The sequence below is a fragment of the Neorhizobium sp. T7_12 genome (genome assembly GCF_002968535.1).
Taxonomy (GTDB): Bacteria; Pseudomonadota; Alphaproteobacteria; order Rhizobiales; family Rhizobiaceae; genus Neorhizobium; species Neorhizobium tomejilense.
In genome coordinates this window covers 13,384-35,315 of the sequence record NZ_PVBK01000004.1, presented here as the reverse complement: position 1 = coordinate 35,315, position 21,932 = coordinate 13,384, and the positions used below count along the sequence as shown (strand labels likewise).

25 protein-coding genes are annotated in these 21,932 nt (G+C 61.5%); 17 read left to right on the top strand and 8 right to left on the bottom strand.

Going from position 1 to position 21,932, the window contains the following annotated elements; all coding sequences use genetic code 11:
* Positions 1–466: 466 nt before the first annotated feature.
* The 5 genes from C5J26_RS11685 to C5J26_RS11665 all read left to right on the top strand — a co-directional run bounded on the left by C5J26_RS11685 (position 467) and on the right by C5J26_RS11665 (position 4,779).
* Positions 467–2,272 (top strand): bifunctional diguanylate cyclase/phosphodiesterase, encoded by a 1,806-nt coding sequence (locus tag C5J26_RS11685; protein ID WP_105401921.1) that lies wholly within the window; start codon positions 467–469, stop codon positions 2,270–2,272.
* Between the two features lie 99 nt (positions 2,273–2,371).
* Positions 2,372–3,373 carry an NAD(P)H-quinone oxidoreductase gene (locus C5J26_RS11680; RefSeq protein ID WP_105401920.1) on the top strand — a complete coding sequence of 334 codons (1,002 nt, stop codon included), beginning with the start codon at positions 2,372–2,374 and terminating at the stop codon, positions 3,371–3,373.
* A gap of 46 nt (positions 3,374–3,419) precedes the next feature.
* A complete protein-coding gene (locus tag C5J26_RS11675) occupies positions 3,420–3,731 on the top strand; it encodes a type II toxin-antitoxin system RelE/ParE family toxin (protein WP_105401919.1) in 312 nt (103 codons plus the stop codon).
* A 13-nt stretch (positions 3,732–3,744) separates the two neighbouring features.
* A complete protein-coding gene (locus C5J26_RS11670) occupies positions 3,745–4,026 on the top strand; it encodes an XRE family transcriptional regulator (RefSeq protein ID WP_105401918.1) in 282 nt (93 codons plus the stop codon).
* Positions 4,027–4,632: 606 nt separating this feature from the next.
* Positions 4,633–4,779, top strand: coding sequence for a DUF1127 domain-containing protein (locus C5J26_RS11665; RefSeq protein WP_007751079.1), 147 nt, complete (start codon positions 4,633–4,635; stop codon positions 4,777–4,779).
* Positions 4,780–4,852: 73 nt separating this feature from the next.
* On the opposite strand, the gene C5J26_RS11660 is transcribed toward C5J26_RS11665, so the two are convergent.
* Entirely contained in the window at positions 4,853–5,590 is a 738-nt protein-coding gene (locus C5J26_RS11660) for a DUF3750 domain-containing protein (RefSeq protein ID WP_105401917.1), read from the bottom strand.
* Between the two features lie 94 nt (positions 5,591–5,684).
* Between C5J26_RS11660 and C5J26_RS11655 the strand changes: the two genes are divergently transcribed.
* A complete protein-coding gene (locus tag C5J26_RS11655) occupies positions 5,685–6,692 on the top strand; it encodes an asparaginase (protein WP_105401916.1) in 1,008 nt (335 codons plus the stop codon).
* A 117-nt stretch (positions 6,693–6,809) separates the two neighbouring features.
* A complete protein-coding gene (locus tag C5J26_RS11650; protein WP_105401915.1) occupies positions 6,810–7,733 on the top strand; it encodes a LysR family transcriptional regulator in 924 nt (307 codons plus the stop codon).
* Positions 7,734–8,141: 408 nt separating this feature from the next.
* On the opposite strand, the gene C5J26_RS11645 is transcribed toward C5J26_RS11650, so the two are convergent.
* Positions 8,142–8,897, bottom strand: a complete 756-nt coding sequence (locus C5J26_RS11645) for a DeoR/GlpR family DNA-binding transcription regulator (RefSeq protein ID WP_105401914.1) — start codon at positions 8,895–8,897, stop codon at positions 8,142–8,144.
* A 127-nt stretch (positions 8,898–9,024) separates the two neighbouring features.
* On the opposite strand from C5J26_RS11645, the gene C5J26_RS11640 reads away from it, so the two are divergent.
* Positions 9,025–9,381, top strand: a complete 357-nt coding sequence (locus tag C5J26_RS11640) for a hypothetical protein (RefSeq protein ID WP_038584622.1) — start codon at positions 9,025–9,027, stop codon at positions 9,379–9,381.
* Positions 9,382–9,449: 68 nt separating this feature from the next.
* A complete protein-coding gene (locus C5J26_RS11635) occupies positions 9,450–10,082 on the top strand; it encodes a glutathione S-transferase family protein (protein WP_105401913.1) in 633 nt (210 codons plus the stop codon).
* A 93-nt stretch (positions 10,083–10,175) separates the two neighbouring features.
* Here C5J26_RS11635 and C5J26_RS11630 read toward each other — a convergent pair whose 3' ends face one another.
* Positions 10,176–10,376 carry a hypothetical protein gene (locus C5J26_RS11630; RefSeq protein ID WP_105401912.1) on the bottom strand — a complete coding sequence of 67 codons (201 nt, stop codon included), beginning with the start codon at positions 10,374–10,376 and terminating at the stop codon, positions 10,176–10,178.
* Positions 10,377–10,479: 103 nt separating this feature from the next.
* Between C5J26_RS11630 and C5J26_RS11625 the strand changes: the two genes are divergently transcribed.
* Positions 10,480–11,376 (top strand): LysR substrate-binding domain-containing protein, encoded by an 897-nt coding sequence (locus C5J26_RS11625; protein ID WP_105401911.1) that lies wholly within the window; start codon positions 10,480–10,482, stop codon positions 11,374–11,376.
* Between the two features lie 4 nt (positions 11,377–11,380).
* Here the strand turns inward: C5J26_RS11625 and C5J26_RS11620 are convergent, their stop codons facing one another.
* Positions 11,381–12,040 (bottom strand): glutathione S-transferase family protein, encoded by a 660-nt coding sequence (locus tag C5J26_RS11620; RefSeq protein ID WP_105401910.1) that lies wholly within the window; start codon positions 12,038–12,040, stop codon positions 11,381–11,383.
* Positions 12,041–12,173: 133 nt separating this feature from the next.
* Between C5J26_RS11620 and C5J26_RS11615 the strand changes: the two genes are divergently transcribed.
* The gene (locus C5J26_RS11615; protein WP_105401909.1) at positions 12,174–12,455 is read left to right on the top strand and encodes a type II toxin-antitoxin system ParD family antitoxin; all 282 of its coding nucleotides are present in this window, start codon (positions 12,174–12,176) and stop codon (positions 12,453–12,455) included.
* Positions 12,452–12,763, top strand: coding sequence for a type II toxin-antitoxin system RelE/ParE family toxin (locus C5J26_RS11610; RefSeq protein ID WP_105401908.1), 312 nt, complete (start codon positions 12,452–12,454; stop codon positions 12,761–12,763). The genes C5J26_RS11615 and C5J26_RS11610 overlap by 4 nt, the downstream gene beginning before the upstream one ends.
* On the opposite strand, the gene C5J26_RS11605 is transcribed toward C5J26_RS11610, so the two are convergent.
* Entirely contained in the window at positions 12,760–14,136 is a 1,377-nt protein-coding gene (locus tag C5J26_RS11605) for a TIGR03808 family TAT-translocated repetitive protein (protein WP_105401907.1), read from the bottom strand. The genes C5J26_RS11610 and C5J26_RS11605 overlap by 4 nt on opposite strands.
* Before the next feature lie 227 nt (positions 14,137–14,363).
* On the opposite strand from C5J26_RS11605, the gene C5J26_RS11600 reads away from it, so the two are divergent.
* Positions 14,364–15,878, top strand: a complete 1,515-nt coding sequence (locus C5J26_RS11600; RefSeq protein WP_105401906.1) for a diguanylate cyclase domain-containing protein — start codon at positions 14,364–14,366, stop codon at positions 15,876–15,878.
* Here C5J26_RS11600 and C5J26_RS11595 read toward each other — a convergent pair.
* Genes C5J26_RS11595 through C5J26_RS11585 form a run of 3 tightly spaced genes read right to left on the bottom strand, consistent with a single transcriptional unit; the run spans position 15,875 to position 17,056 of the window.
* Positions 15,875–16,192 (bottom strand): type II toxin-antitoxin system RelE/ParE family toxin, encoded by a 318-nt coding sequence (locus C5J26_RS11595; protein ID WP_105401905.1) that lies wholly within the window; start codon positions 16,190–16,192, stop codon positions 15,875–15,877. The two genes, C5J26_RS11600 and C5J26_RS11595, sit on opposite strands and share 4 nt — an antisense overlap.
* A gap of 10 nt (positions 16,193–16,202) precedes the next feature.
* Entirely contained in the window at positions 16,203–16,448 is a 246-nt protein-coding gene (locus C5J26_RS11590) for a type II toxin-antitoxin system ParD family antitoxin (protein WP_105401904.1), read from the bottom strand.
* A 56-nt stretch (positions 16,449–16,504) separates the two neighbouring features.
* Entirely contained in the window at positions 16,505–17,056 is a 552-nt protein-coding gene (locus C5J26_RS11585) for a MarR family winged helix-turn-helix transcriptional regulator (RefSeq protein WP_105402181.1), read from the bottom strand.
* Positions 17,057–17,174: 118 nt separating this feature from the next.
* On the opposite strand from C5J26_RS11585, the gene C5J26_RS11580 reads away from it, so the two are divergent.
* The 4 genes from C5J26_RS11580 to C5J26_RS11560 all read left to right on the top strand — a co-directional run bounded on the left by C5J26_RS11580 (position 17,175) and on the right by C5J26_RS11560 (position 21,878).
* Positions 17,175–18,707 (top strand): MDR family MFS transporter, encoded by a 1,533-nt coding sequence (locus tag C5J26_RS11580; protein WP_172745831.1) that lies wholly within the window; start codon positions 17,175–17,177, stop codon positions 18,705–18,707.
* 37 nt (positions 18,708–18,744) lie between these two features.
* Positions 18,745–19,755 carry a ligase-associated DNA damage response exonuclease gene (locus tag C5J26_RS11575; RefSeq protein ID WP_105401903.1) on the top strand — a complete coding sequence of 337 codons (1,011 nt, stop codon included), beginning with the start codon at positions 18,745–18,747 and terminating at the stop codon, positions 19,753–19,755.
* Positions 19,756–19,981: 226 nt separating this feature from the next.
* A complete protein-coding gene (locus C5J26_RS11565; protein WP_105401902.1) occupies positions 19,982–21,607 on the top strand; it encodes a cisplatin damage response ATP-dependent DNA ligase in 1,626 nt (541 codons plus the stop codon).
* A 64-nt stretch (positions 21,608–21,671) separates the two neighbouring features.
* Positions 21,672–21,878 (top strand): hypothetical protein, encoded by a 207-nt coding sequence (locus C5J26_RS11560; RefSeq protein WP_105401901.1) that lies wholly within the window; start codon positions 21,672–21,674, stop codon positions 21,876–21,878.
* Positions 21,879–21,932 lie beyond the last annotated feature (54 nt).

The window sequence follows — 21,932 nt, the reverse complement described above, 5'->3', positions numbered from 1 at the left end:
GTCTCCACAGTGAGTTATTTTTGATCGTCTTGGCAATCAAGAAGCGATTGCGAACCTTCCTGTTCCAAAAGCGCGCCGTTGACCCGGATCACGCCTGCTCCACATCCTATTCCATAGGTTCGGGTGAGGTTCTGGCAAAAGGGATCGGTCATGACGTTCGGTCGGAGGCATCGCCTATCTCGTCCACGCCTTCCAGGTGAAGGGCTGGGACCACGTCGTGTTCTGGCCTCGCGATCGACCTCACGATGCAGGGCTGGGCCCTGATCGCCGTCGCGCTTGCGGTCAAGTCTTGAGGCACGCAGAGGTTGCCGCTAAGTCTCTAAAATCTTGTATAAAAATGCTTTTCATCGTCACAAAACTTTCATCCAACCTTCATGTTCGGGAAAGGTATTTTTGACCAATTGCTGGGAACCTGACGTTCGTGTTGAGGCATGTTTTAGGCCATTGCGCAGTGGAGTAATGAGTAATGTCGTCTGCGGCCATCTTGGAACCGGGCGTTTTCCGTCGGTATGCGAGCGATCAGCTTGTCACTCTGGCCAAATTGGTTTTGGAAAATGCCTTTCAGCCGATTGTCGAGGTCGGCACCGGTTCGGTCTTCGGTTATGAATCGCTGCTGCGCGGCCAGGAACGGATAGGGTTCTCGTCACCGCTCGAACTGCTCGATGAGGCCCAGGAGACCAACCAGCTTCTGGCGCTCGAACAGATGATGGCAACCCGGGCATTGGCGAAATTCGCCAGCCTGCCGGATTTCTCGTCCCAGACCCTGTTTCTCAATCTCGATGTCCGGCTGATCCGTCACGGCAAACATTTCCTCGAAAAGGTCGTGCAGCATCTGCGCAAGGCGAATATTGCTCCGTCTTCCGTCTGCTTCGAATTCTCCGAGCGTTTCGACAATACCAGTGTGCCGGAATTTGCAGATCTGGTCACCCAGATGCGGAAGGAAGGCTTCAAGCTGGCGATCGACGATTTCGGCGTCGGCCATGGCGAAATGAAACTGCTCTGCGACTATCCGGTCGATTATCTGAAGATCGACCGCCATTTCGTCGCCGGCATCGATAAGAACCCGCGCAAGCGCCACCTCGTCAAGAACATCGTCAGCATCGCCCACGTGCTCGGCATCCGCGTCATCGCCGAGGGCATCGAGACGGAGGCGGAATTCCTCGTCTGCCGCGAATATGGCGTCGATCTCGTCCAGGGCTGGTTCATTGCCCGACCGACCACATTCGTGTCCGAACTGCAGCCCTCCTTCCCCTATCTCGCCGATATCGGCCGTTCCCGTCGCTCCAGCCAGTCGCTCGACGAAATCCTCATCCGCAAGCAGATCGAACACCTGCCGACCGTCTATGAGAACCAGAGCATCGACAGCGTCTTCGACCTGTTTCGTCGCAATCCGCGCCAGGCATTCTTCCCGGTGCTGAATGCAAACGGCGAGCCGCGCGGCGTCATCAACGAATACCATCTCAAGGAATATATCTATCAGCCCTTCGGCCGCGATCTCCTGAAGAACAAGGTCTATGAGCGCTCGATCTCGCATTTCGTCGACCGTGCCCCGATCGTCGGGCTGGATGCGGAAGCCGAGGAGCTGATGACCCTGTTTGCCAACATGGAAAACAGCGCCTGCGTCATCCTCACCGAAAACATGCGCTATGCGGGTGTCGTCTCGGCCGCCTCGCTGATCAAGGTCATTAACGAAAAGCAGCTCAAGATCGCCCAGGACCAGAACCCGCTGACCGGCCTGCCGGGCAACCGCGCCATCCGCGACTTCATGCAGGAAACCGGCCGCGACGACGACGAGACCCGCTTCTTCTGTTATTGCGACTTCGACAACTTCAAGCCGTTCAACGATCATTACGGCTTCCAGATGGGCGACCATGCGATCTCGCTGTTCGCCGCCCTGGTGAAGCGTTATTTCTTCTCCGACGGCGATTTCCTCGGCCATGTCGGTGGCGACGATTTCTTCATTGGCGTGCGCGGCTGGACCCGCGACGAACTCAATGAAATCCTCGAACGCCTGCTCTCCGATTTCCATGACGATGTCGTCGAACTCTATTCCCCGGAAGAACGCGCCGCCGGCAAGATCCGCGGCCACGACCGCTCCGGCACTGAGCGGGATTTCCCGCTGCTGCGCTGCTCGATCGGCGTGCTCGAACTGCCCCAGGGCCTGCTGCTCGACGATGTCGGCCGCATCGGTTCGGAGATCGCCGCCGTCAAGGCGGAAGCCAAGGAAAGCGATGGTGGTCTCGTTTTCGCAAGTTTCGGCGAGACAAAATGACCTAGGCGGCGGAACGCCGCCTTCCTATCGCAATGCGACTATCCTAAGTCAGAGGCTATCACCGATCCCGTCGGTGGCCGCACTGAGAGGAGTCCCGCCATGCCGCTTCCCACCGAAATGCGTTTCGTCGATCTGCCGTCCTTCGGAGAGCCGGAGGTGATGACCATTGCCAGGGGGCCGCTGCCGGCGGTGCGGTCGGGCGAAATCCTGGTCAAGGTGGAGGCGGCCGGCATCAATCGTCCGGACGTGCAGCAGCGCAAGGGTGCCTATCCGCCGCCGAAGGACGCAAGCCCGATCCTCGGTCTGGAAATATCCGGCGAAGTCGTAGCGCTGGGCGAGGGCGTCAGTGAATTCAAGCTCGGCGACAAGGTCTGCGGGCTCGCAAACGGCGGCGGTTACGCGGAATATTGTGCCGTGCCGGCCGGACAGGCTCTGCCATGGCCGAAGGGTTTTGACGCAGTGAAGGCCGCGGCGCTGCCGGAGACCTTCTTCACGGTCTGGGCCAATCTGTTCCAGATGGCGGGCCTGACCGAAGGCGAGAGCGTGCTGATCCACGGCGGCACCAGCGGCATCGGCACGACCGCCATTCAGCTCGCCAAGGCGTTCGGCGCGACGGTCTACGCGACCGCCGGCTCCAGGGAAAAATGCGAGGCCTGCGAAAAGCTCGGTGCCGTGAGAGGCATCGACTACAAGACCGAGGACTTTGCCGGGGTCATCAAGGACATCACCGGCGGCAAGGGCGTCGACGTCGTGCTCGACATGATCGGTGCTGCCTATCTCGAAAAGAACCTCTCGGTTCTCGCCAAGGACGGCTGCCTGTCGATCATCGCCTTCCTCGGCGGCAACATCGCCGAAAAGGTCAACTTGTCACCGATCATGGTCAAGCGCCTGACGGTCACCGGCTCGACCATGCGCCCGCGCACCGCGGACGAAAAACGCGCCATCCGCGACGATCTTCTGGCCCAGGTCTGGCCGCTCCTGGAGGACGGAACGGTCGCTCCGGTCATCCACTCCGTCCTGCCGTTCGCAGACGTCGTCGAGGCCCACAAGCTGATGGAAACCAGCAGCCATATCGGCAAGATCGTGGTGAGGCTTGCATAGTCGCCTTGCAGAGATATACTTGTTTTGATATAAATCGTGGACCGATATGAAGCGACTGGAATTTCTTGGAGATGCGTTGGATCGCCTGCGGGACTTTCCGGAGGTCGCCCGTAAGGAGGCGGGCGTCCAGTTGCATAAAATTCAACTCGGCCTTGAGCCGAGCGACTGGAAGCCCATGACGACGATCGGAGCGGGTGTGCGGGAAATCCGCATCCGCGACGAGGCGGGCGCTTTTCGCATCATCTACGTGACCAAAATAGAGGACGCCGTCTACGTCCTGCATGCATTTCAGAAGAAGACGCAGCAGACGGCAAAGCGGAATCTGGATATCGCCACCGCGCGTCTGCGGCAGATCTGATTGGATTGGACCTATGGAACGTCAGAGCTTTTCAAATGTCTGGGACGCGCTGGAAGACACCCCGGCGGAAGCGGCCAATTTGTCCATGCGTTCGACCCTGCTGATTGCGATCGAGCAGAAGGTCCGGAACTGGAATGTGACCCAGAAGGATGCCGCGGCTCGCCTGGGCATCACCCAGCCGCGCCTGAACGACTTGCTGCGGGGCAGGATCGCAAATTTCAGTCTGGACGCACTGGTTGAATTGGCTGGGAAAGTTGGGCTTTCCGTGCGGCTGGATATCGCGGACGCAGCCTGATCTCCGATCCTACAAGCTGGCGGAAATCGGCAGGATCGTGGTGACGTTGAGCCGAAGGGGAGAATCTGCCTCGATCGAAGCTGGCGAATTCTAGGGGCGGATGGTCGCTTCCGCAACTCAATTAAATTCGCGATCGTTTATATAACGTGGCTTGCAGACTCAGGCTTTGGCCCCTACCTTTTAATCATCATCAACGTAGTGAAAGGAAGGTGGTCCAATGTCTAGTGAGATTTCGGTCTGTGTAACGGGCAATGGAAAGGTGGCGGTCTTGACGGGGCAACCCTCGGCCTGAACATCATCTTCCTTCGGGGAGCTCACGAAGCGCCCCGGGTTCGTTGAACCGGACCAAACTCATGGAAGGGTCGCCTCGAGCGGCCCTTTTCCATTTTAGGGCCCTTCATTCAAAGCCGCTTTAATGACGGCCGGCGGTTCTTCATTTTTCATTATTTCTAATTTGCGAATACCTATGCGCCCATCGCATAGGTGGCCTGCCAAGTGGGCGCTTTCAGTGCACGTTTGATGAGCTTATATAAGCGTCATCGAAGCAAACGAGAGCGCCAAGGACTGGCGCTCAAGCTTCGAAAATCCCAGGAAAGGGGAACCATCATGAACGTCGCACGCACTCTCAACAATTGGCGCAAGTATCGTCAGACGGTTGCCGAACTGGGCCGTATGACACCGCGCGAACTCAACGATCTCGGCATCGCCCAGGGCGACATCCGCCGGGTTGCGCGTCAGGCCGTCGGCTTCTGATCGCCATTTGACATGAAGTTATGTCGAACGCCCGCATCCGCGGGCGTTTTGCATTTCATGCATAGCTGCCATCTTAAATCCCGATCCGTCCGAGCGCCGGCACCTTGATGCCGGGGCTGGCGATATCGAGGCCTGCGACCAGGCCGAGGAAGTGTATCTCGAACCCGCTGCGCAGACCGGCAGACAGGCCGATGAGGCCGCGCACGGTCAGGTGTATGTCGCGCCAGTCATCGTCCACATGAATGAATTCGCCGTCCGGCAGATAGTCGCGCCCGACTGCGTGGGGCGGCAGCACGGCGTCGAGTTCCGGCACGCTGCGCAGCACATGGGCGACGAAGGTGTTGGAGTTCGGTCCCGGCCAGATCGTGTAGCCGCCCGGCTCGGCATAGGGGTAGGCGGCGATCGCGCCCTCGATCTTGGGGATCAGCAGTTCCGCCCTGGAGCCGGTCACCGAGGTCACCAACTGCGGCGTGTTGGAATACCAGTAGGCGTCAGGCGAATAGCCGTTGCGGCGGATCGGATTACCCCAGCCCACCTTGTCGAAGCGCGTGTAGGTTTTCGCGCCCTTTTCCTTGAAGACGATCCACGCATGGCTGGCCACAGCACCCTTCATGCCTCCCGTCATCGCCGAGAAGACGTAGATCGCTGCTTCGTTGCTTGTCTCGGGCTTCGGCAGGATGCCCGCCGAGGACCACCGGGCCTCGCGCCAACCCGGCGGTCGCTCCTTCATCGCCCATAACCCGGCCGATGCGAAGGTCGGAACCAGGTAGACGATGAAGATGACCAGAAACAACCGCTTAACCGATTTCATACGGTCCCCCATGAAAATCCCCTCGGACTCGTTTAAGAGCCTGTGATATCGCCAGACGATAGGCACATTGAAACCGGCATTTTCAGGACAGACCATGCAAAACCCCGTTACCGTCGAAGTTACTAGAGGCAACCTGGTCGAAAGCCGTCACCGCGGCCTCGGCGCCGTGGTGGATGGCGACGGCAAGGTGCTGTTCTCGTTCGGCGAGGCGGACGCGCATGTTTTCCCCCGTTCCGCCAGCAAGGCGATGCAGGCGCTGCCGCTCATCGAAAGCGGTGCGGCGGACGCCTATGGCTTCGGTAACAAAGAACTCGCCTTTGCCTGCGCCTCCCATTCCGGCGAGGACGCGCATGTGGCGATGGCCGCCTCGATGCTGGGCAAGGCCGGCCGCGACGAGAGTGCGCTTGAATGCGGCGCCCACTGGTCCTCGGAACAGGCGGTGCTGATCCATCAGGCCCGCACCATCGAGGCGCCGACGGCACTTCACAACAACTGCTCCGGCAAACATTCCGGCTTCGTCTGCACCTGCGTCCACACGGGGATGAATCTGAAAGGCTATGTCGATTACGACCATCCGCTGCAGGCCGAAATCCGCGGCACGATGGAAACCCTGACCGGCGCCATCATCGGCCACCAGAATTGCGGCACCGACGGCTGCTCGATCCCCACCTATGCGGTGCCGTTGAAGGGCCTCGCCCACGGGTTTGCAAAGATGGCGACGGGCAACACGCTGTCGGCCGAACGTGCCAAAGCCTCGCGCCGGCTGATGGATGCCTGCATGGCCGAGCCCTTTTACGTCGCCGGCACCAACCGCGCCTGCACCAGGCTGATGGAAGTCGCCCCCGGCAAGATCTTTGCCAAGACCGGCGCCGAAGGCGTCTTCGTCGCCGCGCTGCCTGACCAGGGCATCGCCATGGCGGTGAAATGCGAGGACGGCACCACCCGCGCCGCCGAAGCCATGATCTTCGCCCTCATCGCCCGTTATTTCGAAAAGGGCGGCGAGGTGCACGCCAAGCTGATGGCGATGGCCAACAGGCCGATGAAGAACTGGAACGGCATCCATGTCGGTGATGTCAGGGTGACGGACGCGCTGTTTGCGTGAGATCGACACTGGCAGGGTAGGACCTACAGCGCCCTCTCGCATCGGGCGGAAGGATGGATCTTCTCTGCCGCGCTCGGGCTTTTCCACTTGTGCATGATCCGCCGGTGTTTATAAAACATGGGCATGAACCTTCAGGATATCGAGGCCTTCGTGGCAGTGGCGGAAACGGGCTCCGTGAGTCGCGCGGCAGCACGCCTCAATCTCACCCAGCCTGCCATGACGCGGCGCATCCAAAGCTTCGAAATTGCCGTGGGAGAAGGCCTTCTTTTCAATCGCACGGTCAAGCCCGCCATACTGACGGCGCTTGGCAGCCATGTGCTCGAACATTGCAGGCGCGTGCTTGCTGCCGTGACGGAACTGGAAGCCTGCACGACGAGCGCCGCCGATCCAACTGGCGAACTGAAGATCGGGGTGGCCCACGGCTTGGGAGAGATAGTTCTCAGCACGCCGCTGGAAACGCTTCGGCAGGATTTTCCCCGCCTCCGGCTCCAGATCAGTTCGAATTGGAGCATCGGCCTCATCGAGGAAGTGCGGAGTGGCGCCATCGATTGCGCCGTCGGATTGTTGACCGACGCCCACACGGTCCCGGCCGGGCTGCAGCGTGTTGCGCTCGGAGCGGAACAGGTCGTCGTGGTTTCTGCGTCGCGGCTCCCCACAAAACGGGACGGCAGTCCGTGGCGCTTGCGGGATTTGGCCGAAGAAGACTGGTTTCTCAATCCGTCGGGATGTGGATGTCGCGCAGCGTTGGAACGATCTTTCGATCGCCAGCAGCTTTCTATGCGAATCGCTGCCGAGATTTTCGGAGAGGATCTTCAGCTGTCGCTTCTGTCCAAGGCGGGAGGTCTTGCGCTCGTCCCGCGCCGTCTGTTCGAGCACAGCCCGCATCGCGAAGGCCGGCAGATCCTGTCCGTGGTGGATTTCGTCATCCCCGCAACCGTCACCCTGGTCCGCAGCGCTATGCCGAGACGCTTCGACCCGGCGGTCGATCGACTGGCGAGCGCCTTGACCAAGAGGCTCGAGGGCTCCTCGTCCGAGGCATAATCATTATAGAAACAATGCATTTGATTTATAGTTGAGCGGCGCTCATCCTCTTCCGGAACGGACCGGGTAGCCCACGACGCGACCCCGCGTGTCGGTTCCCGGTGTTTAGAGGAGCCCGCCCTATGATCGTCACTGTCTTCCACTCGCGATTGCTCTCCGGCGTCAAATATCTCGTTCATGACGGCGCCCGGCAAAGGAAGGCGGACGCGAAATGATATACGCACGCCTGTTTCCGAAGCGGCAGGAGGCCCCCCAGCCTATCGTGACATCCGATGTGATAAGGCATCACGGACGGCTCGCCCGGCAATTGCGGAACGCCGCAATCCGCCGTGTTTTTGTCGATTGTTTTCGCGTGGTCTGCCGCCCCTTGTTGAGAAATCCGCCTGGGCCGCCTCTCGACGACAGGCCTCAGGCTTCCAGCAAGGCGATCCCCAAAGCCCTGTAGGACGCCAGCCGCTCCTCGTCGATCCCCTCCTGCACGATCATGCCCGACAATGCCGAAACCGGCATGATCACATGCGGCGAGACCGCATCCAGCTTCTCCTCCGTAACGAGCGTAATCGTCTCCGCCGAGCATGCCGCGATATGGCGTTTGATCGCTGCCTCCTCGAAATCGCCGGTGGAGAGCCCGCGCACTGGATGGGCGGCGGTGACGCCGAGGAAAAAGATGTCCGGCCGCATCAGCGCGATCTGCGCCATTGCCGCTGCACCCGTCGCGACCATCGAATGTTTGTAGAGCCGCCCGCCGATCAGTATCACCTCCACCATCGGATGGTGTTCGAGTTCCGCCGCGATCGTCGGGCTGTGAGTGACGACCGTGAAGGCAAAGTCGCGGGGCAGGGCGCGGGCGATCTCGGCCGTCGATGTGCCGCCATCCAGAAAGATCGTCTGGCCCGGCTTCACCATGTCGGCCGCCGCCCTGCCGAGCCGCTGTTTCACATCTGACGATACCGCCCGCCGGGCGGACAAATCCGGCAGGTCGGGAGAGATCGGCATCGCCCCGCCATGCACCCGCCGCAGCAGCCCTTCCGCCGCCATCTCCCGAAGGTCCCGCCGAATCGTGTCCTCCGAAAGCGAGAACTCTTCCGCCGCCCGTTTGGCGACGACCTGCCCCTCTCGGCGCAGCATGTCGAGGATGAGGCTCTTGCGTTGGGTTGTCAGCATGGCTCTTGACTCTGCACGAAATTGCATGAATAAGCGCAAATATGCCTGAAATAGCGGACATTGTAAAGCATTTCCGGCGTGTTCGTGCAATTCCGCGATGAATGCGGACAAGTTTGGAGAAACGAAGATGTTGATTTTGATCGCTGGCCCCTACCGCTCCGGCACCGGAGACGACCCTGAGAAGATGGCCGAGAACCTGAAACGGCTCGAAGCGCCGTCGCATGCGCTGTTCAAGGCCGGTCATGTGCCGATGATCGGCGAATGGGTGGCGCTGCCGGTCTGGCATGCGGCCGGCGGAAAACATGTGGGCGACAACCTGTACGAAGAGATCTTTCACCCGGTGGCGGGACGTCTGCTGCAGCTCTGCGAAGGCGTCCTGCGCCTGCCGGGTGCCTCCAAGGGCGCCGATAACGACGTCCGGATCGCCAACGAACGCGGCATTCCGGTCTGGCATCGGCTGGAAGATGTGCCCGGTGTCAGTTGACCGGCGGTTTGAGACTTCTGGCCTGAAAAAACCGTGCTAGAACACACGCGGTCCAAAGGAGGATTTTCATGTATACGCTGTTCTTTTCGCCCAATGCCTGTTCGCTGACCAGTCATATCGCGCTTGCCGAATCCGGTCTTCCCTACGAGATCAAATGGGTGAAATTCGCCGACAAGGAACAGCAGTCGGAAACCTACCTGAAGATCAATCCGAAGGGCCGCGTCCCGGCACTCGCAACGGACCGGGGGATCATCACCGAGTCCGTCGCGATCCTCGCCTTCATCGCCCAGACCGCACCCGAGGCGAAGCTGGCGCCGCTCGACGACCCGTTCCTGTTCGGCAAGATGCAGGCGTTCAACGCCTATATCGCCTCGACGGTGCATGTCGCCTACGCCCATTGGCGCCGCGGTTACCGCTGGGCGGACAACCAGTCCTCCTTCGACGACATGGCCGCCAAGGCGCCAAAAGTCTTTCACGATTGTTTTCAGGTGATCGAGGACTCGTTGCTCGAAGGCCCCTACGTGCTCGGCGAAACCTATTCGGTCGCCGACGCCTATCTCTACCTGATGGCCGACTGGCTCGCCAACATGAAGCTTGATCGTGCGGATTTTCCGAAGGTCAACGCGCACTACGAGCGGATGAAACAGCGTCCCGCCGTTCAGCGCGCCCTGGCCGAACAGGCTGCCGCGACCGCGGTCTGACGCCGGAAGACGGCATCAAGATTTTCCGCTCGAATACGGGTTCACCTCAGCCTCATGATCCGCCCCTTGCCCGGGAAGCGGATCATCGGAGCGTCAGGCGCATTTCGCCAGCGGCGCCTTATTGCAGTTCGTATCGGCTTGAAGTGGGCGCGGGAAGGGCAGGTCGGCGAGTTGCCGCAGGTCCATCGCGCGGATATCGGGATGACGGAACGGGTCGTTCGACTGCAGGTCCGTTAATGTTTCGGTCGTTTCCAACCAGGCTTTCAAGTTCAAGAAAATCTTCAGCGGTGCCATGACCGTTACCTCGCAAATATGTGACCATTTTGCAGACGTAACATCGGCTTTACCGCTCGGTTTTTCAATTGAGTTCTTGAGAGCGTGGCTATAGAAAAGCTATATGAGCAATCTCAACCTCGTGCATCTCAACGGCTTGCGGGCGCTGGAGGCAGTCGGGCGCCTGGGGTCGCTGCAGGCGGCTGCCGACGAACTCGGCGTCTCGGTCGGCGCCGTCAGCCAGCACGTCATCAAGGCCGAAGCCCAGCTCGGCCAGCCGGTCTTTCAGCGCCTGCCGAAGGGCATGATGCCGGTCGATTCGGCGCGGCCCATGCTGGCGCGATTGAGCGAAGGTTTCCATGCTCTTTCCGAAGCGGTGGCGATCGGCAGGCGGCAGGACGATGCGCTGCTGACCATCTCCGTCGCGCCCGTGTTTGCAGCCCGGTTCCTCGTTCACCGGCTCGATCGGTTCTCGAGCCTGCACCCGGAAATCCGCCTGCGCATCGACGCGACCACCAGGCTCGCCGATCTTGGTGTCGACGATATCGATCTCGGCATCCGCGTCGGGCCGGGCATCTGGCCGGGCGTCGATGCCGAGCTGCTGATCGAGCAGACGGTGTTTCCGGTCTGCTCGCCGGCGCTTGCCGAAAAGCTGAAGGAGCCGAAGGATATCCTGAAATTGCCGGCGATCATCGACGGCCCCTCGATGTTTTCCTGGGAGATCTGGCTGAACGAAGCGGGCCTGTCCGGCGCCGGCATGGCGACGCGGCATGTGTTCAACGACGCCTCGCTCTGCCTCGATGCGACGATTGCGGGCCAGGGCGTGATGCTCGCATGGCATACGCTGGCGACCTATGCGCTGGAACAGGGGCGGTTGGTCGAACCGTTTTCGATCCGGGCACGCACCGGGATGGGGCATTATCTCGTGACCCGCGCCGGCGCTCGAGCGCCGGCGAAGGTGAGGGCTTTCCGGAACTGGCTTAAGACGGAGCTGCCGCCGCTCACGGAAAGCCGGAAGTAAAGCGTTACGCCGGTTCGGCGGTCCGCTTGTCCCACATTGCCTTGAAGCCGGGGCGGGCCTGGGCCGCCTCGATCCAGGCCTTCAAGGCCGGGCGGCTGTCGAACAGCGGCGCATATCCTTGCGCATAACGCACGACTTCTCCGACATTGATATCCGCCACGGTGAAACGGCCGCCGACCATGTGGCTGTTCCTGGAAAGGTGCTTTTCGAGCACGTCGAAGGGCCGCTTCAGGGTGCGGGCCGCAACCTCGATATCGGCCTTGCCTTCTTCCGTCTCCGCCCTTCCGCCGGCGATCGTGGCGGAGATCTTCAGGGCCGGCGTCTCGACGCTGGTCGCGCCGAACAGCGACCACTGGACCATCTGGCCCTCCTCGGCAATATCCTTCGGACCGAGTTCGCCGCCGTATTTGCGGGCGAGATAGAGCGTGATCGCCAGCGACTCGTGCAGCACGAAACCGTCATCGTCCATCGACGGGATCGAGCCCATCGGGTTGATGCTCAGGAATTCCGGCGACAGCGTGTTGACCGGTGCGCCCGGTGCCATCGGTTCGGGCAGGCGGTAGCCCTGGATGATCGGAATGAGTTCGAAAGGAATACCCAGTTCCTCGATGAGCCACAGCGGCCGCGTGGCGCGCGAACGGTAAACACCATATATTTTCAGCATTAAAGTCCCTCCAGGAAATGCGAGCGCAAGCTACGGGCAGGCCGCCCAAAACGGAAGACCAATCCGCGTTGGACGACCATGAAAGTTTTCGATAGGATTTAATCGTGTCCAATTTCTTGGAAAGGAGCCGATCATGCGCACCACTCAGTCACTCAGCATCACGCTGCCGCTCGAAATGGCGCAGATGGTCAAGGCCAAGGTCGCTTCCGGCGAATATGCCACCGAAAGCGAAGTCATCCGCGACGGCTTGCGCACGCTGCTCGCCCGCGATGCGGCAATCGAGAAGTGGCTGGTGGAGGAGGTGGTTCCGACGCTGGATGAGATCGAAGCGGATCCCTCCAAGGTCATGCCGCTTGAGGAAGCACGTAGAAGGCTGCATGCCCGCGTCGACAAACTGGTCGATCCAGAGGCATGAAGTATACGGTCTTGTTCTCGGATGGTGCCGAAGAGGACGTCGCGGAGCTCTTGGAGTATCTGGTACCGGCCGCGGGGGAGAAAGTTGCCAAGCGATACGTCGATCGGTTAATCGACTACTGTTACTCCTTTGAAACCTTTCCCGAACGCGGCGTTTTCTCCGACAAAAGGCCGGGCCTGCGCCTCGTCGGATACCGGCGCAAAGCGACCATCGCGTTTCAGGTTAAAGGCGATGTCGTCGTTATCGCCCGCATCTTCCATCGCGGCCGCAATATCGACTTCGGCGACGCTTCCAGCGATCTCGACTAAACAATCCGGTTGTTCGCGATCGTCAGATGCTTGAACCCCTGGGCCTGACCGTCCCCGCGAGCCAGTTCGGTCGTGGAAGGCGTCTTCCACCGGTGGCCGATCACCGCGCCGTCCTTCACCGCCTCGAACAGGTTGCCGGAAATCAGCGCTCCGCCGGCGCCTTCGACCACCGTCACCGCGCAGCCGACCTTTGCCTGCCGGACGATGTTGTTGCTGGCGAGCACGTTGCGCAGGTACGGTCCGAAACCGAGCGCCATGCCCCAGAGCGGCACGTTCTCGATGACATTGCCGGTCACCGCGGTATCCGCCTCGACGCTGATGCCGACGCCGAAGATCGCTCCGTCGAGCACATAGGGACCGGTGGGGGTAAGGTTGCGGACGATATTGTTGGCGACGGTCGCAAGCCGGCCACCCTCGTTGAAATTGACGACCGAAATGCCGTTCGCTGCGCCGTCGACGATATTGCCCGAGACCAGCGCGCCCTCGAAGGCGAATTCCGCATAGATCGCCGTTTCGCCGGAGGCCAGGCACGTATTGTTGGCGATCTGCGCGTTTGAGGCGCTGTTGGCGCGGATCGCCGAAAAGGCCGAATGCGAAATCTGGTTGCCGGTCACCATCACGTTGCCGGCCCGGAACAGGTTGATGGCGTTTCCGTACTGGCCGGTGCCGCCGTTTGTGGCGCCGATCCGGAAGATGCGGTTGCCGGAAACGATCGTGCCGTCGGCGCCCTTGGTCCAGCGATGGATGAGGATGCCGCCATTGCCGCAATCGGAGACCGTATTGCCGGTGACCGAAAGCCCGGTGCTCTCGACCGCATAGAGACCGTATTCGGCGGCTCCGGAAATGCGGCTCCGCTCGATCCGCCCGCCACAGCGTTCGAGTTGCACTGCGGTCCTGCGCGCGCCGATGATTTCGCAGTTGTCGATGACGATCTCACTGATGCCGCGCATGGTGACGAGCGCCGGGCTCTGGTCGTCGAGCCCGTGGTTCGCCCCGTCGATGGCGATGTTGGAAAGCTCGATGCGGCGCCCCCCGTCGGCCGTCAGCATCCGCCCGCCACCGGAATAGACGAGCCGGGAAGCCCCGGCCACGCCGGTCATGCGGGTGCCCTCGGGCAGATCGAGATTGGACACCGGGTAGTTTCCGGGTGGCAGGAAGACCGGCATGTTCTGACGCGCCGCCTTGGCGATGATCTCCGCGAGTTTGCGGTTCTGCTTGTCGCCTCCGTCCGGGGTAACACCGTGTGCGCCGGCATCGATCGAGCCGCGCAGGTCGATCGCCGAAAAGCCCCGGGGGGCGGCGAGGAGGGGGCGAGGCACGGCTCCCGCCGCCGCACCCGCGATCATCGTCAATGCCGTGCGTCTCGAAATCATCCAGCGCGTCTCCCCTGCGTCAATAAAGCATTTTCCATGCCGGTCCTTTATATTGTTACTATGCTCAAAGGTTCCGATCGATTGAGTAAAAAGGCTTCTTTTGAAGCTTCAATCATGGCAATTTCACAATGATCTTAAGCAACGATAAGGAATTCTCCGCCATGCTATACGGCACTTGGCGCGAGTTCCCGCGTATTTTCTTTGGAAAATGAAAAGGAGGCACTCGGATGGCGGGACCCATGTCGCATAGCATGCCCTTGACTTTTGTCGATCCGCTGGACGAACTCTGCAGCCGCCTCCTGCGCGTTTCCGCTGACAGCGAGATAGACCTCGACATCGCACTGGCCACCCGCGAACTTGAAACCCGCACCCTTCTCGATCAGCTCCCGGACTTCATCTACGTAAAGGACCGTCGCGGCCGCTTCGTCTTTGCCAATGCTGCAGCCGGGCGCAGCAGCAAGCTGCATAAAGGCAACGACCTGATCGGCAAGACGGATTTCGATATTCTCGATCATGAAACCGCACGCGAACTGTTTCTCGTCGAACAGGAGATCATGTCGACCGGCGTGGCGATCGACGGCCGCGAGGAACGCGTCAAGCTCGGCGACGGCCGCATGCTCTGGCTCACCACCTCGAAAATGCCGCTGCGCGATGTTCACGGCCAGATCGTCGGCCTGGTCGGGATTTCACGCGACATTACCGAGCGCAAACGCCAGGACGACCGCCGGCATGGCCATGCGCGCCTTCTCGAAATGGTCGCCCGGGGCCAGCCTTTGTCGGCGGTTCTGGATGCGATCGTCAAAACGGTCGAAGAGGAACTGGACGACGTCATCGCCTCGGTCCTGCTTCTCGAAGAGGGTACGGACCGGCTGCGCCACGGCGCGGCGACCCGCCTTCCGCCCGATTATGTGAAGCTGATCGATGGCATCGAGATCGGCCCGAAGGTCGGCTCCTGCGGCACGGCCGCCTGGCGGCGCGAACCGGTCTTCGTCAAGGATGTGCTGGCCGATCCGCTCTGGGACAATTATCGCGAACTGGCGCTGAGGTTCGGTTTCCGCTCCTGTTGGTCGACGCCGATCATGAGCGCTGACGGGCTGGTGCTGGGCACGTTCGCTCTGTATTCGGATGCGCCGCGCGAACCGACCGAGCTCGAACTCGAGCTGACGGCGATGGCGACCGACATCGCCGGCATCGCCATCGAACGCGCCCGCGCGGAAGAGCGCATCCAGCACATGGCCCATCACGATCCGCTGACCAGCCTTCCGAACCGCACGCTGTTCTGGGCGCAATTCAGCCGTGCCCTGCATGAGGCCCGCCGCGAGAAACGCAAGGTAACGGTCGCCTATCTCGACCTCGACAATTTCAAGCAGATCAACGATACGCTGGGGCACGCGGCCGGCGACGAGGTGTTGAAAACGCTGTCGTGGCGCATGGTCAACTGCGTCCGCGTCACCGATCTTCTGGTTCGTCTGGGCGGCGACGAGTTCGCGATCGTCTTCAGCAATGTCAGTCAGGACGAGCTCGGCCTGGTCCGCCGGCTTCAGGAATTGCGGACGGCGATCTCGAAACCGATCGTCATCGACGGCAAGAGCGTCACCGCCACCTGCAGCATGGGCGTCGCCTTCTTCCCGCAGGACGGCGATACGCCGGAAGAACTGCTCGCCCGCGCCGACCGCGCCATGTACGAAGCCAAGGATCTGGGCCGCGACCGTCTGCGTGTGTCGGGAGGCGAGGGGATCTAGTCCTCGTCCTCCGAGGCTATGTCCGCGCCGAAATGCCGCGCCGCGTCCCGATGGCCTTCGAGGATGTTGCCAACCTCAAGCGTTCCAGTTTGATAGCGGAAATAGATGATGTATCCGCGGTAGACGGAGCTACGTAGGTTTGGACCAAGTTCCGATCGAGTACGCCCCATCTCTCCCGGAAGACTTGCCAGATGCCGGCATCTCTGGCGCAATGACTTCACAAAGCGTTCTGCGGTTGAGATGCTGCCGCTCTCGCGGGCGATGTGTTTGAAGATATTGATTAAGTCGTCTTGGGCGCTGTCGAGATATCGCAACCGGGCCTAATCAATAGCCCTCTTTGCGCAATTCTTCGGCGGCCGCTTCCAGCGAAGCGTCGAGCTCTTCCTCGCTGACATCTCCTCCTCTTTCGAAAGACCGCTGCAGCGTCTCCCTCAGCGCCGAAAGCTTCGGCTCGCGCTCCTGCACCAGTCGCAGGCCTTCGCGCACCACATCGCTGGCCGAGCTGTAGCGCCCGTCCTGTACGGCTTCCTCGATGAATTTTTCCCAGCGGGGATCGATCGAAACGTTCACGCGCCTGTCTCCAGTTTCTAGTTAAAATTATACTGGAGTAAAATTTTATGCGCAATCTACGGCCTCGCCTGAGGCGCCTCTGAAAGCTCGCCCTCCGGCGGCTTTTCCGGTGCCACGTAGATCTCCTCAAAACCCGACACGAACTTTTCGAACAGCACCGAAAAGACGTTGAGTTCGTCTTCCGGCCAGTCCTCCAGGACGCGTGCCAGCAGGGTGCGTTTGACGGCGCGGATCTCGGCCAGCAGGCTGTCGCCGAACTCGGTGCGCACCACCAGCGAACGGCGGCCGTCGGCCTGAGAGGCATCGCGGCGCAGGATGCCGCGGGTGACGAGATCGGCGACCAGCCGGCTACCGCGCGAAGGGTCGATGCGCATCGCCTCGGCGATAGCACCGACCGTCACCTCGCCCTCGATCCGGCGCATCACGTCGAGCACGTCGAGATGCGAGATTTCCAGCCCCGGCGCGATATTGGCGATCGCCGTGCGGCCGATGATCCGCCGGCCGATCAGGATCCGCATCCGCCCGAGCGTCTCGCTCACGCGGGCCACATCCTCGGGGGAAGGCGAGGCGGCAGCGGGTTTCTCTTTTAAAAGGCTCTTCGTCGTCATGGCGTGAAACATATCAAAGCCCATGAGGCTTTCCAACTGTTCTTTGCGGTGCGCATCAAAGTGCCGTTGACAATTATATGCTGAAGGCACATAAATTTAGGACACTTTGGATTGACCCATGGATATGACCCGCCCGGCCCATGTGCCGCTTGTCGCCAACCACCGCCAGCGGTTGGTGATCTTCTGCTTTTTGCTGACGGCGCTGTTCATGGCGACGCTGGACAACCAGATCGTCTCGACGGCGCTGCCGACGATTATCGGCGAGTTCGGCGAACTGGAGCGCTTCGGCTGGGTCGGCTCGGCCTATCTTCTCGCCAGCAGCACCTCAATGCCGATCTACGGCAAGCTCGGCGACCTGTTCGGCCGCAAATACGTGATGCTGGCGGCGATCGTCATCTTCACCGTCGGTTCGCTGACCTGCGGGCTTGCCTGGTCGATGGATTCTCTGATCGCCTCGCGCGTGCTGCAGGGCTTTGGCGGCGGCGGCATCATGGTATCGATCTTCTCCATCAATGCCGACCTGTTCGAGCCGCGCGAGCGGGCGAAATACCAGAGCTATTCGAGCCTGGTGATCATGGCCTCCGGCAGCCTCGGCCCGCTGCTCGGCGGCACGATGAGCGAACTGTTCGGCTGGCGGTCCATCTTCCTGATCAACCTCCCAGTCGGCATCGTCGCGGTCACCGGCATTTCGCTTCTGCTTCCCTATCGCCGCCCGATCCGCAAACCGAAGATCGATTATCTCGGCGCCGTCCTCCTGGCGGGAACCGTTGCGAGCATCGTCGTCTGGGCTGACAGCGTCACGCTGTTCGGTTCACTGGTCGCCTGGCAGTCGATGGTCGTCGTGGCGGTCGGCACCCTCTGCGCCATCCTCTGGGTCATCGTCGAGGGGAAGGTGCCCGAGCCGATCGTGCCGCTGAAACTCTTCCGCGATTCGACCTTTTCGTTGTTCCTGATCGTCTCCTTCTGCACCGGTGCGGTGGCGATCGGCATGGCGAACTATTTTGCGCTCTTCCTGCAGACGACCACCGGCCTGTCGCCGACGACTGCGAGCTTCTGCTTTGTCGCCACGACCCTCGGCATCGTCATCGGCTCGATCTCGACCGGCCGGCTGATCTCGATCACCGGCCGCTACAAGCCGTTCACGCTGATCGGTCTGTCGCTGAATATCGTTGCCCTGTTCATCTTCTCGCAGCTACCGGTCGGAACCCCGATCTACGTCATCCTCGGCTTCATGCTGATGCAGGGCCTGGCGATCGGCTTCGGCCAGCAGGCGCCGATCATCGGCGTACAGAATTCAGCCCCCCGCGAGGACGTCGGCGCGGCAACCGGTGCTGTGACGCTGATGCGCATGGCCGGCGCCTCGATCGCCATCTCGGTCTATGGCGCGATCGTCGCCGCCGGCATCCGAGGCGTCGGCACCAGCATTCCGGGCGTCGAGGATATCGGCTCGCTGACGCCGCTGATGATGCTTGCCTTGCCCGAGCCGTCGCGGATCGCGGTCCACACGCTCTACACCGAGGCCTTCACGCCCGTGTTCCTGGCCGGCAGCGCCATGGCCTTCATCGGCCTCATCGCCGCCCTGATGCTGAAACCGGTCCGTTTGCCATCAGCGCTCGTGGCTGAAAACAAGCCGGCCGCCGCCTCGGAGTGATCTGGCGCGGCGGCGTTTTTGCCCTATCTTCAAGGGCATGAAACCAGAGGCGCTGCTTCATCCCACCCCGGCCGGGCTGTTCTGCCCCATCGGCCGTTTCCATGTCGATCCGGTCCGTCCCGTCGAGCGGGCGCTGATCACCCACGGCCATTCCGACCATGCCCGCGCCGGCCATGCCAAGGTTCTGGCGACCCGCCAGACGCTCGACATCATGCGGCTGCGCTACGGTGAGGATTTTTGTGGCGAGGAACAGGCAGCCGCCTTCGGCGAGGAGATCGACGTCGATGGTGTGCGGGTGAGTTTTCATCCCGCCGGCCACGTGCTCGGTTCTGCCCAGATCGCCATCGAAAAGGACGGTCTGCGGATCGTGGTTTCGGGCGACTACAAACGGGGCGACGATCCCACCTGCGCCTCCTTCGTGCCGGTCGCCTGCGACGTCTTCATCACCGAGGCGACTTTTGGCCTGCCGGTCTTCCACCACCCGGACCCGAAAGACGAAATCGACAAGCTGCTGACCTCGCTGAAACAGTTCCCCGAACGCAGTCATCTCGTCGGCGCCTATGCGCTCGGCAAGGCGCAGCGGGTGATCCGGCTGATCCGCGATTGCGGGTATCATGAGCCGATCTTCATCCATGGCGCCTTGGCGAAACTCTGCGATTATTATGTCGGCCAGGGCATCGATCTCGGCGACATAAGACCCGCGACCATCGAGAAGAGCAGCCCCGACGCCTTCAAGGGCGCCGTCATCGTCGGCCCGCCCTCGGCTTTCCAGGATCGCTGGGCGCGCCGCTTCAACGAACCGCTGATCGCCTTTGCTTCGGGCTGGATGATGGTGCGCCAGCGCGCCAAACAAGGGGGCGTCGAACTGCCGCTGGTCATCTCCGATCACTGCGACTGGCCGGAACTGCTGTCGACCATCGAGGAGATCGGCCCATCCGAAGTCTGGGTGACGCATGGCCGCGAGGAGGCGCTGGTGCGCTGGTGCGAGCTGAAGAACATCCCCGCCCGGCCGCTGCATCTGGTGGGTTACGAGGATGAGGGGGATTGATGGGGACGGTCTTTTCCGCTCGCCGAATCGGCGTCACCCCCCTCTGGCCTGCCGGCCATCTCCCCCTCAAGGGGGGAGATCGGCAAGACGCGCCTGCGTCGCCTGGTCTTCGACGTTTGCTGGTGGCTAAACATTGCCGCGATTCGATCTCTCCCCTTGTGGGGGAGATGCCTGGCAAGGCAGAGGGGGGTAAGCCACACGGCACGCCCTTGACGAGGTGGCAAAAGTGAAACCCTTCGCCACCCTCCTGGACCGCCTCGTCCTCACCCCATCCCGAAACGGCAAGCTCACCCTTCTCGCCGACTACTTTCGCGATACGCCCGATCCCGACCGCGGTTACGGCCTGGCCGCTCTCGCCGGCGGGCTCGATCTGAAAAGCGTCAAGCCGGCCATGCTGCGCGACCTCGTGCTGGAACGCATGGATTCCGTCTTGTTCCAGTATTCCTACGATTATGTCGGCGATCTCGCCGAGACCATTTCGCTGGTGTGGGACGGCACCCGCAAGGACGAAATCGATGACGAGCACCAGCCACGGCTCGGCGAGGTCGTCACCAGAATGAATTCGCTCGGCCGCACCGAGGTGCGCTCCGCCGTGCGCGATCTGCTCGACAAGCTCGATACGTCGAGCCGTTTCGCCTTCCTGAAGCTCGTCACCGGCGCGCTCCGCATCGGCGTCTCCGCCCGTCTCGCCAAGCAGGCGCTGTCGGACATGAGTGGAAAGGACGTCACCGAAATCGAGACGCTCTGGCATGGATTGACGCCGCCCTATGAACCGCTCTTCGCCTGGCTGGAGGGCAGGGCGGAAAAGCCGGTCCTCGCCACGCCGGCAATCTTCCACTCGGTCATGCTGGCCAATCCGGTGGAGACCGGCGATCTCGAAAAGCTGGACCCCGCCGATTACGCCGCCGAGTGGAAATGGGATGGCATCCGCGTGCAGATGTCGAGCTACGGCGGCACCAAGAAGCTCTATTCCCGCTCTGGCGACGACATCACCGGCGCCTTTCCGGATGTCGTCGGATCGATCAATTTCGAAGGCGTCATCGACGGCGAACTTCTGGTCGGCGGCACCGCCCGCTCCAACAATCCGACCCGCACCTTCTCCGACCTGCAGCAGCGGCTGAACCGAAAGACGGTGACGGCCAAGATGCTCGACGACTACCCCGCCTTCGTGCGCGCCTACGACCTGCTGTTCGAAAGAGACCTCGATATCCGCGCCGAGAGTTTTCGCGAACGCCGCAAACGCCTCGGCGACATCATCCAGCGGGCGCCGCTTGACCGTTTCGACCTCTCCGATCTCGTGCCCTTCACCACCTGGGACGAGCTCGACCGCATCCGCGTCGCACCACCCGATCCGGTCATCGAAGGGGTGATGATCAAGCGCAAGGACAGCCCATACCAGGCCGGCCGCCTCAAGGGGCCGTGGTTCAAGTGGAAACGGGACCCCTACAATATCGACGCGGTGATGCTTTATGCCCAGCGCGGCCACGGCAAGCGGTCGAGCTATTATTCCGACTTCACCTTCGGCGTCTGGGCCGAAACGCCTGATGGCGAGGAACTGGTGCCAGTCGGAAAAGCCTATTTCGGCTTTACCGATGCGGAGCTCGAAGTGCTCGACAAGTTCGTGCGCGACAACACGGTCGACCGTTTCGGGCCGGTCCGGGCGGTGCGTGCGGAACCGGATTTCGGTTTCGTGCTGGAAGTCGCCTTCGAGGGCATCAACCGCTCGACCCGCCACAAGTCGGGCGTCGCCATGCGCTTTCCGCGGATCGCCCGCCTGCGCCAGGACAAGCTGCCGCGCGACGCCGACCGGCTGGCGACCCTGACGGCAATGGTGGAGGCACGCGAGGGTTGAATGTAGCGAAATTCGCCTATCTAAACCGCGATATTGCAGATCTTGGTTCCTGGGGGATAACGACATGACGAAATCGAGCTTTATCATCAAGGGTATTGTCGCGCTCATTGGCTGCGTCGCGGCCGCTTATGTCGGCCAGGGACTTCTGGGCGGCGCCGCTCTCGGATGGGTGGTCGGCGGCGCTGTTCTTGGCGTGACTGCCGGACCGTTTCTTCAGGCGGTCGTTCAGTGGCGCAAGGAGAAGGATGCGATGCGCGCGAAGAAGCTGTAGGCAATCCAAGCCTCGGGTTTTCCTATGAAGTTCGCGAATGAGTGAATGGACAGC

Coding starts and splice junctions, on each gene's coding strand:
- C5J26_RS11610 (WP_105401908.1), top strand. CDS start 12,452: ATGAAGTATACGGTCTTGTTCTCGGATGGTGCCGAAGAGGACGTCGCG.
- C5J26_RS11685 (WP_105401921.1), top strand. CDS start 467: ATGTCGTCTGCGGCCATCTTGGAACCGGGCGTTTTCCGTCGGTATGCG.
- C5J26_RS11615 (WP_105401909.1), top strand. CDS start 12,174: ATGCGCACCACTCAGTCACTCAGCATCACGCTGCCGCTCGAAATGGCG.
- C5J26_RS11655 (WP_105401916.1), top strand. CDS start 5,685: ATGCAAAACCCCGTTACCGTCGAAGTTACTAGAGGCAACCTGGTCGAA.
- C5J26_RS11660 (WP_105401917.1), bottom strand. CDS start 5,590: ATGAAATCGGTTAAGCGGTTGTTTCTGGTCATCTTCATCGTCTACCTG.
- C5J26_RS11675 (WP_105401919.1), top strand. CDS start 3,420: ATGAAGCGACTGGAATTTCTTGGAGATGCGTTGGATCGCCTGCGGGAC.
- C5J26_RS11585 (WP_105402181.1), bottom strand. CDS start 17,056: ATGACGACGAAGAGCCTTTTAAAAGAGAAACCCGCTGCCGCCTCGCCT.
- C5J26_RS11650 (WP_105401915.1), top strand. CDS start 6,810: ATGGGCATGAACCTTCAGGATATCGAGGCCTTCGTGGCAGTGGCGGAA.
- C5J26_RS11630 (WP_105401912.1), bottom strand. CDS start 10,376: ATGGCACCGCTGAAGATTTTCTTGAACTTGAAAGCCTGGTTGGAAACG.
- C5J26_RS11580 (WP_172745831.1), top strand. CDS start 17,175: ATGGATATGACCCGCCCGGCCCATGTGCCGCTTGTCGCCAACCACCGC.
- C5J26_RS11635 (WP_105401913.1), top strand. CDS start 9,450: ATGTATACGCTGTTCTTTTCGCCCAATGCCTGTTCGCTGACCAGTCAT.
- C5J26_RS11625 (WP_105401911.1), top strand. CDS start 10,480: ATGAGCAATCTCAACCTCGTGCATCTCAACGGCTTGCGGGCGCTGGAG.
- C5J26_RS11575 (WP_105401903.1), top strand. CDS start 18,745: ATGAAACCAGAGGCGCTGCTTCATCCCACCCCGGCCGGGCTGTTCTGC.
- C5J26_RS11560 (WP_105401901.1), top strand. CDS start 21,672: ATGACGAAATCGAGCTTTATCATCAAGGGTATTGTCGCGCTCATTGGC.
- C5J26_RS11670 (WP_105401918.1), top strand. CDS start 3,745: ATGGAACGTCAGAGCTTTTCAAATGTCTGGGACGCGCTGGAAGACACC.
- C5J26_RS11620 (WP_105401910.1), bottom strand. CDS start 12,040: ATGCTGAAAATATATGGTGTTTACCGTTCGCGCGCCACGCGGCCGCTG.
- C5J26_RS11605 (WP_105401907.1), bottom strand. CDS start 14,136: ATGATTTCGAGACGCACGGCATTGACGATGATCGCGGGTGCGGCGGCG.
- C5J26_RS11645 (WP_105401914.1), bottom strand. CDS start 8,897: ATGCTGACAACCCAACGCAAGAGCCTCATCCTCGACATGCTGCGCCGA.
- C5J26_RS11640 (WP_038584622.1), top strand. CDS start 9,025: ATGTTGATTTTGATCGCTGGCCCCTACCGCTCCGGCACCGGAGACGAC.
- C5J26_RS11680 (WP_105401920.1), top strand. CDS start 2,372: ATGCCGCTTCCCACCGAAATGCGTTTCGTCGATCTGCCGTCCTTCGGA.
- C5J26_RS11600 (WP_105401906.1), top strand. CDS start 14,364: ATGGCGGGACCCATGTCGCATAGCATGCCCTTGACTTTTGTCGATCCG.
- C5J26_RS11665 (WP_007751079.1), top strand. CDS start 4,633: ATGAACGTCGCACGCACTCTCAACAATTGGCGCAAGTATCGTCAGACG.